This window comes from Exiguobacterium sp. OS-77 (assembly GCF_000414195.2).
GTDB lineage: Bacteria > Bacillota > Bacilli > Exiguobacteriales > Exiguobacteriaceae > Exiguobacterium_A > Exiguobacterium_A indicum.
In genome coordinates, this window is sequence record NZ_DF239008.1 from 474,595 (window position 1) to 489,174 (window position 14,580).

At 47.5% G+C, this 14,580-nt stretch carries 11 protein-coding genes and 1 riboswitch; of the genes, 8 read left to right on the top strand and 3 right to left on the bottom strand.

The window, feature by feature from the left end:
- Window positions 1-24: 24 nt before the first annotated feature.
- The gene (locus tag EXG77_RS02320; RefSeq protein WP_238987909.1) at window positions 25-2,340 is read right to left on the bottom strand and encodes an EAL domain-containing protein; all 2,316 of its coding nucleotides are present in this window, start codon (window positions 2,338-2,340) and stop codon (window positions 25-27) included.
- A gap of 292 nt (window positions 2,341-2,632) precedes the next feature.
- On the opposite strand from EXG77_RS02320, the gene EXG77_RS02325 reads away from it, so the two are divergent.
- The 8 genes from EXG77_RS02325 (at window position 2,633) to galU (ending at window position 12,190) form a co-directional block, all read left to right on the top strand.
- Window positions 2,633-3,304, top strand: coding sequence for a response regulator transcription factor (locus EXG77_RS02325; protein WP_035396004.1), 672 nt, complete (start codon window positions 2,633-2,635; stop codon window positions 3,302-3,304).
- Complete coding sequence (locus EXG77_RS02330) at window positions 3,301-4,686, top strand: HAMP domain-containing sensor histidine kinase (protein WP_035396007.1); 1,386 nt, start codon at window positions 3,301-3,303, stop codon at window positions 4,684-4,686. Before EXG77_RS02325 ends, EXG77_RS02330 begins: the two co-directional genes overlap by 4 nt.
- A gap of 95 nt (window positions 4,687-4,781) precedes the next feature.
- On the top strand, window positions 4,782-5,558 hold the full coding sequence (locus EXG77_RS02335; protein ID WP_035396010.1) for a DUF3919 family protein: 777 nt from the start codon (window positions 4,782-4,784) through the stop codon (window positions 5,556-5,558).
- Window positions 5,555-6,544: an ABC transporter substrate-binding protein gene (locus tag EXG77_RS02340; protein WP_052017082.1), complete on the top strand. Its 990-nt coding sequence runs from the start codon at window positions 5,555-5,557 to the stop codon at window positions 6,542-6,544. The genes EXG77_RS02335 and EXG77_RS02340 overlap by 4 nt, the downstream gene beginning before the upstream one ends.
- A gap of 35 nt (window positions 6,545-6,579) precedes the next feature.
- Window positions 6,580-7,989: a hexose-6-phosphate:phosphate antiporter gene (uhpT, locus tag EXG77_RS02345; RefSeq protein ID WP_023469436.1), complete on the top strand. Its 1,410-nt coding sequence runs from the start codon at window positions 6,580-6,582 to the stop codon at window positions 7,987-7,989.
- Window positions 7,990-8,168: 179 nt separating this feature from the next.
- Complete coding sequence (locus tag EXG77_RS02350) at window positions 8,169-9,698, top strand: FAD-dependent oxidoreductase (protein WP_035396013.1); 1,530 nt, start codon at window positions 8,169-8,171, stop codon at window positions 9,696-9,698.
- A gap of 135 nt (window positions 9,699-9,833) precedes the next feature.
- On the top strand, window positions 9,834-11,306 hold the full coding sequence (locus tag EXG77_RS02355; RefSeq protein ID WP_035396016.1) for a glycosyltransferase: 1,473 nt from the start codon (window positions 9,834-9,836) through the stop codon (window positions 11,304-11,306).
- 17 nt (window positions 11,307-11,323) lie between these two features.
- Window positions 11,324-12,190 carry a UTP--glucose-1-phosphate uridylyltransferase GalU gene (gene galU, locus EXG77_RS02360; RefSeq protein WP_023469433.1) on the top strand — a complete coding sequence of 289 codons (867 nt, stop codon included), beginning with the start codon at window positions 11,324-11,326 and terminating at the stop codon, window positions 12,188-12,190.
- Window positions 12,191-12,314: 124 nt separating this feature from the next.
- Here the strand turns inward: galU and EXG77_RS02365 are convergent, their stop codons facing one another.
- Window positions 12,315-13,340 carry a GGDEF domain-containing protein gene (locus EXG77_RS02365; protein ID WP_052017083.1) on the bottom strand — a complete coding sequence of 342 codons (1,026 nt, stop codon included), beginning with the start codon at window positions 13,338-13,340 and terminating at the stop codon, window positions 12,315-12,317.
- A gap of 233 nt (window positions 13,341-13,573) precedes the next feature.
- Complete coding sequence (locus EXG77_RS02370; RefSeq protein ID WP_235147602.1) at window positions 13,574-14,365, bottom strand: endo alpha-1,4 polygalactosaminidase; 792 nt, start codon at window positions 14,363-14,365, stop codon at window positions 13,574-13,576.
- A 106-nt stretch (window positions 14,366-14,471) separates the two neighbouring features.
- Window positions 14,472-14,556, bottom strand: a riboswitch (cyclic di-GMP riboswitch).
- Window positions 14,557-14,580: the final 24 nt, after the last annotated feature.

Here is a 14,580-nt window from a genome sequence, read left to right on the forward strand (position 1 = left end):
TAACTTCGAGAATCAAAAATATAGTCATGCACTTCCATTCGATCGAAGCATTCTTAAATATCGAAATAAGTCTTCTTCTTTTAGTGGGCGACTAAAGTAATAGCCCTGGAAGTAATCGCAACCTTCTCGAGCGAGCCAGTCTGCGTGTTCGATCGTCTCCACTCCCTCGATCAAAACTTCCATTTCCAAATTATGTCCGAGTTGAATCATCGATTGAACGATTGCTTGTTGATTCTTACCGTCAAATAATGAACTGATGAAAGAACGATCAATTTTTAACAACTGAATCGGTAAAGAACGGAGCTGTTTAAAAGACGAGTAACCGGTACCGAAATCGTCCAGTGAGACACGAATGCCCAGTTCTTGTAGTCGCGCAAGCTTATCATACGTCGTCGTCTCATACGATAAGGCGGCAGACTCCGTAATTTCGAGCTCTAGATACATGGGGTCCATCCCTGTCTCAGCAAGAATTGCCTCAACACGCATTAGAAACTTTTGACTTGCAAACTGTAGAGGTGAAACGTTGACGGCAATCGAGAACGGTCCAGGCGTGACATCTTGCCATGCCACCCATCGAAGGCAGGCAGTCCGTAACACCCAGTCACCGAGGGCATGGATTGCGCCAGTATTTTCAGCGACCGGAATGAATTCTGCTGGCGAGACAAAGCCGAGTTCATCGTGCGTCCATCGTGCTAAAACTTCAACACCTATCATTTGTTCCGTAGCCACCATGATTTTCGGTTGATAGACGAGCTCGAACTCTTCTGTTTCAAGTGCTTCAGTAATGAATTTTTCAATCTGTACGGTCCGTAAAATATCATTTCGATTCTCAATCTTGAACTCCTTAATCGTATGTTGTGCTTCATTGAACGAAGCGTGCATTGCTAGTTTTGCATACTCGATCAACTCTTGTGCGATTGTTGTGTCTTCCGGATAATGGCTAATGCCAGCTCGCATCGTAAGCGTGATGACCGTTCCATCAATATCAAACGGTTGCGATAAGGCGGCGTAACATTTCTCGGCTTTCTGTGTCGCGAGTTGACTCCGTTCGTCGCTGAGGATGACGAGAAATTCGGACGAATCGAGTCGCGCTAGGACATCTTTTTCATGAATCACCGATTGCAGTCGTTCTGCAATTTGAAGTATTAGGCTCTCTACACCTTGATGTCCGAGCATGTCACTGAGGAAACGCCAGCGGTCTACACTGAGTGCCAGACATGAAATCGGAATTGCTTGTTTGATTTGTTCTTCAATGAACAGGGTGACTTTGTCTCGATTCGGTAAATCCGTCAACCGATCGTGAAAGGCGAGATACTCGAGCTGACGCTGAGATGATACTTGATCCGTAATGTTTCGGAAGAACCAAAGCGTCTGATTCAAGTTCTCTCCCTTGAGCGGATGATTGACGACTTCAAGAATACATTTGTCGACGTGTAGTATCTGACGCGTATGATTCGGAACATCGAGACATAGAGCAGAACTATGTTCGGTTAAATACAAATGACGTTCAGGAAAGAAATGATAGAATAGTGAATTTGCATATTGAATCGTTCCATCTGGATTCGTCGTTACGACACCGTCTTCGGTTGATTCAAGAATCGTCGCTTGGACGAGATCCCGCTTGCGTAGCTGGAGATCAAATAAAACAGAAGCGAAGAAGACAATGAACAAAAACAGAGTGACAACCGAAACAAGAGTCAAAAGCATTGTCGGTTCGATCACTTGATCACTCATGAACGATGGAATCATACGAAATTTTAAACCAAGCATACCGACGTGATGCATCCCAAAAATTGCAATTCCCATGACAAAGGCAAAGAAAACTTTTGTCTGAATCATCATCTGTTGCTTCGCATATCGAGAGAAGAAGCCAATCCAGAGCGCAGTCCAAGAAGCTGCAATCGCAATTAAAATCGATAGCAAGACATATCCTAGGTGATATTGAAGCGTCATTCCTTGCAAAGCCGCAATCCCAACATAATGCATCCCTGCGATCGCACTGCCCATTAAAAAGCCACCGAGGACGAATGATTCACGGGACATCTGGCGTGAGACAAGATAAAATCCTAAAATACATCCAATCATCGCGATAATGACGGACAGAAAGACGAGCGGAAAAGAATAAGTGGCATCCTTCAAGGTACCATGTCCAAGCATCGCGACGAAGTGCATCGACCAGATGCCAAGACCTAAAATTGATCCACCGGCAATTAGCCAAACATGTTTTGAACGATTAGTTGCCGTTTTGACGCGACCAGCGAGCTCGATTGCGATGTAAGCGGATGTCGCTGCAATGAGATACGACAACGTGATGAGTAAAAAGTCAGTATGAGAATGCATCGTGTGGGTTGGCATGATGGACGAAGTCACCTCGACAGAGTGGAATGATTAATCGAATTATAAAGGTGTAATCTAGATACCCTTTTTTGAGGGATCGTATACATGTTATGCGTCTTCTAAAAATGTATAAAAAAGTATCAAACTTATGAGGTTTTATCAAGCAATCCTACAGGTGATGAGACGTTGATTATCCAAAGCATATTTATAGTTATGATGAAAGTGAGCTGACCGTGTAAACGATTCCATGATACGCTAGGGGACAGAAAAGATTGTTTAGAAAGAAGGAATTCCTATGCATATTCTTGTCATTGATGATGAGGCGAGCATCCGACATCTCGTCAAACTCCAACTTGAGCTCGATGGTCAGACGGTCGAGACGGCAGCGGACGGGGCAACGGCACTCGCATTGCAAGAGACGCAGACGTTTGATTTGATCGTCCTCGATTTGATGCTCCCGGATACGACCGGCTTCGATTTGATTCCCAAGCTGCGGAAGACGACACCTGATTTACCGATCTTGATGCTGACAGCACGTGATCAAATGAATGATAAGATCATCGGTCTGCAGCTCGGAGCGGATGATTATATGACGAAACCGTTTAATGGAACAGAGCTCGTTTTACGTGTGAAAAATCTGTTGAAACGTGTAAAGACGGTCGCACCACCCATGCCTGTCTTGACGGATCCCTTCTTATCGGTTGATCCGGAAGAACGGGTCATCCGTCTCGATGGTCAACCGTTACCGCTGACGTACCGAGAGTATGCGTTGCTCGCACTCTTCCTGACCCATCCGAAACGGGTCTTCGAGCGTGACGAACTGCTCGAACAGGTCTGGGGCTTTGACTTCTCCGGTCAGACCCGTGCCGTCGATATTATGGTCCAGCGCTTACGGAAGAAACTCGGAACGCAAGGGGAGCGGATCAAGACGATTTACGGTGTCGGCTACAAGTGGGTCGACGCATGAAGCTACGTCAAGTCATCACGGAAAACTTCGTTTTGCTCCTCGTTCCGGCACTGCTCGTTCTCTTCTTGATTCTTTATGCCTTCATCCAATCGAACCTCTATGAGAACGCTGTCGAGTCTGTCCAAAAACTGAGTCGGGAAGCAGAACTCTATACAACAAACTATCTCGCGAGCGAAGAGACGGACTCGCTCGCCGATACGGCTGTCCCAATCGCTTCATACTTAGCAGACCGGTTTGACGCGCGCGTCCAACTGTTCGGACCGAATGCGGAACTACTCGCCGATTCGGAGCGCGATCAATTACCGCTTCTCGCAGGGGACATTGATCAAGCCTTAAAAGGAAAATCGAGTTATCTGTTCCTCAAAGAGACCGATGTTCCTGTACTATTCTTCTCGAGCCCGCTGTATGGTGAGACAGACGTCATCGGTTCAGTCCGCTTTCTCGTCGATCTCCGGACGGAAGCGGAACTGCTTCGACAATTTACCTATGTCTTCACCGGTGTGTTTCTGATGTTGATTGTGATTGCCGTTTGGACGGCCCGTCGAATGGCGAAGACGTTAATCGGACCAATCGACGATTTACGTAGCGTCTCGCATGCCTTGACGAAGGGGCATTATGCAAACGCACTTCCAGCCTATCCATACGAAGAACTGAATCGACTGGCAGCGGACTTTTCGACGCTTGCTGACGCGATTCAGCACAACATCGGACAACTGGAACAACAACGAAACGACCAACAGACGTTCATTGATCACATCACCCATGAACTCCGGACGCCGATGACGGCGATCATGGGCTATGTCGAGTTAATTCCGAAACTACCGCCAGACGAAGCAGCGCACTGTTACCACTACATCGAGATCGAGAGCCAGCGCTTATTGCGACTCGTCTCACACAATCTTGAACAGGCGAAACAACAACGCAACGAACGCCACGCGACGTCGACGATGTTCGCACTCGATGCCTTGCTCGCAGATGCCTTATTCATCATGCAACTTCGACTTGACGGACAAGGGATTCAAGTCGAACAAGATGTTCCTTCTATTTACGTGCTCGGACAACCGGATCAGACGAAGCAAGTCTTGTTAAATCTTCTCGAGAATGCCGTCAAGTACAGTGACGCGATGTCGGTGACGTTCGCAGCAGTCAGTACGGACACGAGCTTACAACTTCTCATGACAGATGACGGAATTGGTATGGATCCAGCCGTCCTTACCGAATGGAAGGAGGAGCAACATAGTCTGACGACGGCGAGCGGGAATGGACTTGGTCTACCGCTTTGTCGGCGTTTGATGCAGGAACAAGGCGGTGATTTTGCACTGGAAAGTGATGCGAGTGGCACACGTATCACACTCACCTTCCGATTAGCCGACCAAACATGATGTAATCGCTTACAAATGATACATTTACGAAACATTTCGACCGGATTTACGAAACAATTGCCCCGTAATCTAAGAATCAAGCAAGGAGAGGAATCATGAAAGCATCGACCATCGCCTATCTCTTCCTGATGGGGGTCTTGTTTGCCCTCGGTCTTCTTTTGCTTCAGCAGACGGTCTTCGGACGCTTACATGTCCTCGATGGACCAAAACGACTGAATGCTTCCGATGACTCGCTGCCGACGGAGTTGACATTACGTCACCGGGCATGGGGGGAGCAGACGGTAGAAGACGGAACGGAAGTCCAGCGCATCACGACGCTATTGAAGCAAATGAAGACGGTGACAAACGGGACCTGTCCGGCGGGTACGGCGACGTTTACCGGAACGCTTCGTTTCTTAAACGGAACGACGTGGACGTTCTCGCTCGGGGAAAGCATGACACTGAATGGACAATGTGTTGCAAAACGTCCCAGCACCCAAACGACGACATTAAAAGCACGGTTCTTAAACGCCTATCACGAACCGGAACAGCTCGCGCGTCAGTTTGCTGAGGCGGAAGTCGTGACATGGTATGCAGCGGGACGGTCGCGTACTCTAACCGCACGCGAGCGTGAAGACGTCAAGCGTCGCCTGGCGCAAGCAGAGCCGATGACGGACTACGAAGAAGTCGGTCAGGCACTTGATGCGAGTCAGCGGCAGCCGCGCATTCTCAAGCTCCAGCGGTTCAAGGGTGAGCAGAATACGCGTGCCAATCTGCTGAATATCACCGTATACGAGACATTGTTTAGCGTCCAGTACATGGATGATGACAATGGAAACACCTTCTATTTAAAAGGACAACTCCTGCCGACCGGGAAGGAGGCAGATCGATGAGAAAAGGAATGCTCTTCTTGCTGAGTATCATTTGTCTCATGAGCATTTGGATCGTCCGCAACAATGAACAGACGAAGCAAGGAACTGCAGCGCGGGAAACCGTCCCGCATTTGACGGCGTATGTCTCCGCGAAAGAGGATATCGGTCGCGCCTTGCTGTCATCATATTGTGAGCAGGCGGGTTGTACGTATGAGTTCGTGCGTCTTTCGACAGAAGAACTCGTCCGGCGTGTGACGAAGGAAGCGGATCACCCGCGCGCCGACGTCATCATCGGCGGAACGTGGGATGCCCACCAGACGCTCAAACAACGCGGCTTGTCGACACCGTTCCCAAGCGACATGGATCAAGCGGAACTGCAGGATCCGGATCGCTACTGGATCGGCTATGAAGTCGAACGCTTAGCGATCGTCATTAATACAGACGTTTGGAACGAGCGGTTCGGGGGAGCAGCTTATCCGAAGACGCTCGCTGACTTGACGGCGAAGCGGTATCAGGACGAGTTGATTTTGCCGGATCCGAACCATTCCGGTACCGGTGCGACGATCTTGCAAGCGGTCTTTGACGGATACGGGACGAAAGCGGAAAACGTCTTACGCCAGCTAATCGAGCGAACGCGACTGTTCACGGCGAACGGCTTTGCACCGACGTCGTATGTCGCAAGTGGGGAAGCGATGCTTGGGGTCAATTTCATCGGGGATCAACAATCGCTGCGCGAAAAGTATTATCCGGTCAAAAGCATTCCACTCGATACGTACTCGATCAACGCGATTTCAAAGCTGAAAGGACGGACGCAACAAAAGCAGGCGAACGCCTTCATGCGTTTCGTGCTTTCAGCAGACGGTCAGGCCATCTTGCGGAAAGTCTCGTTTGGTACGCCGACCTATGCGATCGCGAAGACACAACCGATCCAGCAAAACGTCGGACAGGATATCGTCGCCGATTACCGGGATTATCTCCGTCGATTCAATCAGCTCCAGGACAAATGATGCGAAGACTCTGATTCAGATAGGGGAAATGGAAGATGGGCTTCTTCAGCATCAAAAAATTGCCGAATGCCGGCATACCAATCGAAGTACAACGGAAACAATGGTTACAACAATTCTTAAAGGCCTTCTTAGTCGTCTTCTTCTCATACATGGCGATGTATCTCATCCGGAACAACTTCAAGGCAGCGCAACCGCTCTTGAAAGAGGAACTCGGCTTTACGACGACGGAACTCGGATATATCGGCTTCGCCTTCTCGATTACATACGGAATCGGGAAAACGTTACTCGGTTATTTCGTTGACGGGAAAAACACGAAACGTGTCATCTCGTTCTTATTGATCTTATCTTCTCTAATTGTCACCGCGATGGGACTGTTGATGAGTGCCGGTGGAAGTCCAGTCGGTCTCTTGATGGTTTTATGGGGACTCAGTGGGTTCTTCCAATCGGTTGGGGGACCGTCGTCGTACTCGACGATTGCTCGCTGGACACCGTTTGAAAAACGCGGACGCTACCTCGGCTTCTGGAACGTTTCGCACAACATCGGTGGAGCGATTGCCGGTGGTCTCGCCCTTTGGGGAGCGAACGTCTTCTTTAACGGCAGTGTCGTCGGGATGTTCATCTTCCCAGCTGCGATCGCGCTCGTCATCGGGATCGTCGGTCTGTTCATCGGGAAGGATGATCCGGAGGAACTCGGATGGAATCGGAGTGAAGAAATCTTCGAGGAACCGATCGAACCGGAAAATATTGCTGCAGAAAGCATGACAAAATGGCAAATCTTCAAGACATACGTTATCTCGAACCCCTGGATTTGGACGCTCTGTATCGCGAACGTCTTCGTCTATATCGTCCGGATCGGGATTGATAACTGGGCACCACTCTACGTCACGGAACACTTGCACTTCAGCACGGAGAGTGCCGTCAATACAATCTTCTTCTTTGAAATCGGTGCGTTATGCGGCAGTATGATTTGGGGTTACGTGTCCGATTTACTCAAAGGACGCCGGGCGCTCGTTGCCGCGATCTGTCTTTTGCTGACGGCTGTCGCGGTCCTCGGTTATCGTTACGGTACGAGTGAACTCATGATTTATGCGTCATTGTTCGCACTCGGTGCGCTCATCTACGGCCCGCAGCTCTTGATCGGTGTCTCGGTCATCAGCTTTGCACCAAAACAAGCGACGACAGTCACGAACGGGATGGTCGGAACGTTCGGTTACTTGTTCGGTGATTCGATCGCAAAAGTCGGTCTCGCAAAAATCGCTGATCCGGAAACGAATGGTCTAACGATCGGTTCCGTTACATTGCACGGTTGGAGTGACACGTTTGTCATCTTTAATGCTGCGTTACTGTTCGGTTTGATCGCCCTCGCCATTGTCGCCGTCGTCGAGGAGAAAAAGATTCGCCGCCTCGGACTGCTGGAACGCCAAGCGGACAAACTAAGTTCATGAATATGGACAGCCTCTTGATTAAAAAGGGGCTGTTTTTCGTTGCTCATATTTAAGGTTCAAAAACTTCGGATGACGTTCTTATATAAAAAATATCTTTTGTGCATGTTTTGTCGCAGACAGGGAAGCACTAATACTATCGAAGTTGATCGTTGTGCCTGTTTGAAGAGAGGAGTTTTTGTATGTCTGAATTATCCGGTTTCCCGTCATCGTATTGGAAAGCATCATCTGCTGGTGTATCGTATCCACCCCTTGAGACAGACGCAAAACATGATGTCGTCATCGTTGGAGCTGGCATTGCCGGTTTAGTCACCGCTTTGCAACTCGCAGAACGAGGGTATGACGTGGGTGTTATTGAAGCAGAAGAGGTGGCAGCTGGTACGACTGGATATACGACGGCAAAGGTGTCGTCTCAACACGGTCTCATCTATGATCAATTGATCAAAAGTGTAGGAGAGGACAAAGCACGACTTTATTATCAAGCAAATGAAGAAGCCATTACGTTTCTTCGTCATCAAGTCGAACGTCTTGATCTAGCGTGTGAGCTTGAGACCCAAGACGCGTATCTGTATGTCTCTTCTTCAAAAGAGAATGCGATGGATCGTGAAATCAAAGCGTATGCTCGTCTTGCGATAAACGGTGGCGATGCGACAGATGAAGTACAGAAGAAGTTGCCGTACACCGTGAAGCGGGCGGTCGTTCTGCGCGATCAAGCACAGTTTCATCCCGTCAAGTACTTACAGGGCTTAGCAGAACATTTCGTCCGACAAGGTGGGACGCTGTATGAAAAGTCACGGGCGACGACGATTGAAAGTAATCGAACACCGACGATCGTCCTTGAGAATGGACATCGTATTGAAGCTAAGAAGGTCGTGATCGCAACCCATTTTCCGTTTCATGATTTCAAAGGATTATATTTTTCGAAGCTTGAAGTTCATCGATCGTACATCGTTTCAGGATTCGTCGACGATTCGTTTCCTGACGGTATGTTCATGAGTGCCGATCAACCAAGTCGTTCTTTACGACACACACGTACTTCGGACGGTCGTCGATTAGGACTGTTTGGTGGTGAAAATCATTTATCGGGTCACGAAACGGAAACGATGGCACGTTATCAGCACTTAGCTGATTTTGCGACGAACACCTTTCAAGTGGAAACGTTCGACCGATTTTGGTCGGCGCAGGACTTGATTACACTGGATCACATCCCGTATGTCGGTCAAATGACAGCAGATGACCCGAACGTCTTTGTCGCAACCGGATTTGCAAAATGGGGCATGACGAATGGTATTGCGGCAGGACTGTTACTCAGTGATCTTTTAACTGGGACACCGAATCGGTTTCGACATCTGTTTGATCCGACGCGATCAAAACTTAAAGCAGTCGACGCGACCCAATTCATCAAGAATAACGCGGATGTCGCGATCGAACTCGTAAAAGGGAAAGTATCAAAAGCACATCGTGACGCAAAAGATCTTCAGCCTGACGAAGGAGGACTTGTGCGGCATCATGGAAAGACAGTCGGGGGATATCGTGATCCTGCCGGAAGGCTTCATCTCGTTTCAACGACGTGTACCCATATGGGATGTGATACGAAGTGGAATGCAGCCGAACGCTCATGGGACTGTCCGTGCCATGGTTCGCGCTTTGCACACGACGGGGCAGTGATGGAAGGACCTGCTGTTAAACCGTTAAAAAAGAGGGAAGAGTAAACAATATGCTCGTTGAAGTTTCTGAGAGAGGCAGATCGGAAATAATAAAAGATGCTGAAATATGAAAAAGAAAACAGGCGACTGTCTGTCTTAACAGAGAATAGTTCGGAGAACGGGAAAAAGGAAGTGTGAATCATGCTGTATACGATGACTTCGACATTACCGGCACAACATGGGGGACGCACGAAGTCGCTCCTCAGTCGAATCGCAATGATCGAAAAACACCTTGGCTATGCGACAACGATCCTTACAACCAACTATGATGCAGCATACGATCGTATCGTACAAATCTTTAGAGAAAAGAACATTTTAAGCGAGACGACGCAAATCGAGAATATCTACGAATGGCTCTCCGGAAATCGATTATATGAAGCTACGACACCGTTTGTGACTTCCCGGGAAATCGAAGGATTACGAGCTGTGCAGGTAGACACAGACACAGTCCGGTACTATGACGGGGACACATATGTCTTATACCGGAAGTACCATGAAGCGAGTGATCAGCTGTCATTTGAAGATTTCATGAGTCCTGCATCGAAGAAAAAAGTCGAACGTTGGCAATATAACGATAACGGTCGATTGCATCGCAAGATTCGATACTCACCAAAAACGCATAAAAAAATTCATGAACAGTTCTATGATCAAGAAGGTCATATCTACTGCGAAAAACATTATGAGGAACAAAAACGGAATAAATTGATTTCGATTCAAACCTACCAACTTGGACGTCCTGTCCATACCTTTCAGACTGAAAAGGATTTATTTCTCTACTACTTCAATCATCGTTTGACGGATGGAGATATCGTCTTTAACGATGCGCGACTTCTCGACTGGTCATTGCTCAACTGTCAGGTAAGGACAAAAAATATTCTCGTGTTCCATAATTCTCATTTGGAATTAGATCAGCAACGAATCAAAAAATCTTACCAAACCGCTCTCGAAGGATCGGATCGTGTGGCAAAATATCTCGTCTTGACGACACATCAAAAAGACGAGATTCAAGCGCGTTTTCCGATACCGGATGATCAGTTCGCAGTCATTCCGCACTCGATCAAACCGGTCGAGATCGACCGGACGCATGTAGAGGATCAATTCTGTTTTATCGGACGCTTTGGAAAACAAAAGCAACTCGAGCACTTGCTCCGCAGTTACGCAATCTTCAAACGATCGGGACATCCGACGAAGCTTGCGCTGTATGGCGCGGATGAGGATGGACAACTAGCATTGATGAAGCAGATGATGTATTTACTGAATATCGAGGAAGATGTTCTCATTCACGACTTCACATCGACACCGGACCAAGTCTTCGCTGCGTCCCGTGCGTCGTTATTGACGAGTCGCTTTGAAGGATTCGGATTAACCGTCATGGAAAGCATTAATGTCGGCTGTCCTGTCATTGCTTACGACGTTCGGTACGGACCGCGTGAAATCATCGAAGATGGTCAAAATGGTTACCTCGTCCCTGAAGGAGACGTCACGGGATTCGCAGAAAAGATGGTCGAAATCGTCGAACGACCACTCCCACATGTGCGGACGAAACCTGGGTTATATGAAACACAAGGCATCGAAAATTACCGCAACCTGATGAACTGGCTGCATACTGAATGATCGAAGGAGCGAATGTCATGAAAAAACCAATCAAAAAAGCCATTATTCCAGCTGCGGGGCTCGGCACACGTTTTTTACCGGCAACAAAAGCCATGCCAAAAGAGATGTTACCGATTCTCGATAAACCGACGATCCAATACATCGTTGAAGAAGCCGCTGCCGCAGGAATCGAAGATATCATCATCGTGACCGGGAAACACAAGCGTGCGATCGAGGATCATTTTGATCATCAATATGAACTAGAAGCCGCACTTCAGGCGTCGGGAAAAACGGAGTTACTTGAAAAGGTATGTGCTTCGACGAATCTGGCGAATATCTTTTATGTTCGTCAAAAAGAACAGAAAGGACTCGGTCATGCGATTTGGACGGCTCGTCAATTCATCGGCGACGAACCATTCGCCGTCTTGCTCGGTGATGATATCGTCGAATCGGAGACGCCGGCGATCCGGCAGTTGATGGACGCCTACGAAGAGACCGGTCAGTCCGTCATCGGTGTCCAAGAAGTCGAACCGAAAGAAACACACCGCTACGGAATCATCGATCCGCTCGATAAAGAGGGACGACTTTATCCGGTCCGCCGATTCGTCGAGAAACCGGAGTCCGGGACGGCGCCTTCGAATCTTGCCATCATGGGTCGATACGTCTTGACGGCGGATATCTTTGATTACTTGGAAAACCAGTCGGAAGGCGCTGGGGGCGAGATTCAATTGACCGATGCGATCGAACGGTTGAATGCGGACCAAGCGGTCTATGCGTTTGATTTCGAGGGGAACCGTCATGATGTCGGTGAGAAACTCGGTTTCGTCAAGACGACGATTGAATATGCGATGAAGGATCCTGAAATGCATGAAGAATTAAAAGCGTTCCTGAAACGATTCCAGTGAAGCAGACGTGTACGCCCGAGGGGGTGTACACGTTTTTTGATTAATTATAAACAGCAAAAACTCCACCTTATACGTCGGACGATGTGTCCTCTGTAAGGTGGAGTTCGCGTAAGCGTCGAACTCTTTATAGTAGATGACTTGCAATCCGAACGATGTTTCGTCCCGATCGTTTTGCTTGATAGAGTGCTTGATCCGATAGTTCCATCGAGTGCTGGACAGGGATGCCGCGTTTTCCGGAAGAGAGTCCGATTGATGTCGTGACGTGAATCGAAGAGCCGTCTAGCAAACGGAACGTATGCCGTTCGACTTCCTGACGGATCCGTTCAGCGATGGTAGTCGCTTGTTCTGCCGTCAAATCGGTCAGGAGCACGATGAATTCTTCGCCACCCATCCGGGCGACTAAATCTTCTGGGCGTGTATTGCGCTCTAAAATTTTTGCGAACTGTTCCAACACGGCATCACCATTAGAGTGACCATATTGGTCGTTCACTTGTTTGAACTGATCCAAATCAAGGATGATCAAGTGATAGGTCGAAGATTGACCGGCGAGTGTCTTGGCACGTAATTCCCATGCCCGCCGATTAGCAAGCCCCGTCAACGCATCATACTCCGCTAAATGTTGATAGACCTCGAGCTGTTTTCGGTGGCGTTGCTGCAGCGGCAACAGATAGAGGAATATACCGTACATCAATAACGTGAGACTTACATGAAAGACGATCGTGGAAAGCGTTCGATCCGGTAGAAAGAACAAAATGATACTTCCAATCAGAAGATGGAGCATACCTAAGCGTAAAGCGAGATATGTCTTTTGCCGTAAAAGTAATGATAGAATCACGATTCCTGCTGATGCGAGCAGTACAGCATCGCCATTTGCATGGATCGCTAGATGGATAAGCGTGATGATCGCTACACCGATAAATGACTCTTTTTCTCGGTGATAGGCCAGTATAACAAAAGGAATGACTTGCCAGATCAATGCATATGATAAAAATAAGACGTCGATGACCAACAAGTAACTGCCAAACCAGAGAATCAGGATGACAGTGCCTGCGATTTCACTATTTCTATTACGAATCAGTTGGTATGTGGCTAAAAGGAGATACGTCAGGGCGAATATCATGGACCCTTGAATCATCCAGTTTTGAATCATATATAAGACATCCAATCTATACAAATAGTTTTCTAAAATATATAATTAAAAACAAGTAGTGTCAAATACTGTATATCAGTATTTGACATAATAGATTTCTATCGAGACAAAAAGGACCATTTTCCTCAGATTTTAGAGGGAAATGGTCCTTCATCTTCGAAGTAAAGCATATGCCAGATACTTGACAAGTGATGGGATTCACTGTCATTTTATAAGGTGGTATATGAAAGGGTTTAGAATTTATTGTAATTCAAATCGACGTTTGATTTCATGTGAAGGAATCCATTCTTTTGAGCGAGTGTCGCACTTTTTGTTCCTTGTACAGAAGAAATCGTCAATGTTTTGATGTCTTGAGATTGACTCAATTTTTGGAGGTCTGTCATCCGATCCTTTGACCACTGATCGTTGGCGACCGTTGAATAATTGAAGTTCTCCCACATGATGCCGTCGACATAAGGATACGTATGATATTTCAACGTTCCGAATCCCCAGTTTTGGATCAGTGATAGAGACGCATGTTTTGTTTTTAGTGATTTTAAGAAGTTTGTCATTCCTACCCGTTGTTGTTCAAGAACGGCAGGCTGGTCGGCATGTTCGTTATCGATGTTACCGACTGTATCGAGGAAAACGCCATCTAGTCCTTTTTGGACGATTTGTTTCTCGACTTCTTTCATTAAAACAGCTTGGTAGTGCTTCGATGTAATATCCGTTAAGTACGAATCCCATTCAGCGTAATGAATACGCTGACCATCGCGATGGAAAAAGTCTGACTCGACGAGTTGTCCCATCAAATCCGTATTCCAGTTGTCTGCTTCCATCGTGTTGATGTAGCCGTATACTTTTGTACCGTTTTGTTGGATCTGTTTAATTTGTGCAGCGGAATAAAAGACGGGTTCGATGATCATGACATCGTATTGTTGCATCTTTTTGATTTTCGCTGCTGACGGTGCGTCGTAGTAAACTTTGTACGACTTCGCATTGTCCAATGGATTGGATTTTTCTGCTTTTGCGTCTAGTGACGACATGAAGAACACTCCTAATAAAAGAATGCACAAAATAGACGTCATGCGCTTGAGTGAGATAATACCCATGTTGATAGCCTCCTGATTAATTATCAGAGAGCGGCCGCGGCATTGCAGACTGGCGATCGGTATCCGTAGATCGACGACCCATGTCTTTGCGCCCTTACTTTTCAGTAAGTTTGCCCTTCTCGATATGAAATTGTAGTGTTCCAACGATA

Bases quoted from the DNA above. Each gene is read 5' to 3' on its own strand.
- EXG77_RS02320 (WP_238987909.1), bottom strand. From the start codon at position 2,340: ATGCATTCTCATACTGACTTTTTACTCATCACGTTGTCGTATCTCATT.
- EXG77_RS02325 (WP_035396004.1), top strand. From the start codon at position 2,633: ATGCATATTCTTGTCATTGATGATGAGGCGAGCATCCGACATCTCGTC.
- EXG77_RS02330 (WP_035396007.1), top strand. From the start codon at position 3,301: ATGAAGCTACGTCAAGTCATCACGGAAAACTTCGTTTTGCTCCTCGTT.
- EXG77_RS02335 (WP_035396010.1), top strand. From the start codon at position 4,782: ATGAAAGCATCGACCATCGCCTATCTCTTCCTGATGGGGGTCTTGTTT.
- EXG77_RS02340 (WP_052017082.1), top strand. From the start codon at position 5,555: ATGAGAAAAGGAATGCTCTTCTTGCTGAGTATCATTTGTCTCATGAGC.
- uhpT (WP_023469436.1), top strand. From the start codon at position 6,580: ATGGGCTTCTTCAGCATCAAAAAATTGCCGAATGCCGGCATACCAATC.
- EXG77_RS02350 (WP_035396013.1), top strand. From the start codon at position 8,169: ATGTCTGAATTATCCGGTTTCCCGTCATCGTATTGGAAAGCATCATCT.
- EXG77_RS02355 (WP_035396016.1), top strand. From the start codon at position 9,834: ATGCTGTATACGATGACTTCGACATTACCGGCACAACATGGGGGACGC.
- galU (WP_023469433.1), top strand. From the start codon at position 11,324: ATGAAAAAACCAATCAAAAAAGCCATTATTCCAGCTGCGGGGCTCGGC.
- EXG77_RS02365 (WP_052017083.1), bottom strand. From the start codon at position 13,340: ATGATTCAAAACTGGATGATTCAAGGGTCCATGATATTCGCCCTGACG.
- EXG77_RS02370 (WP_235147602.1), bottom strand. From the start codon at position 14,365: ATGTCGTCACTAGACGCAAAAGCAGAAAAATCCAATCCATTGGACAAT.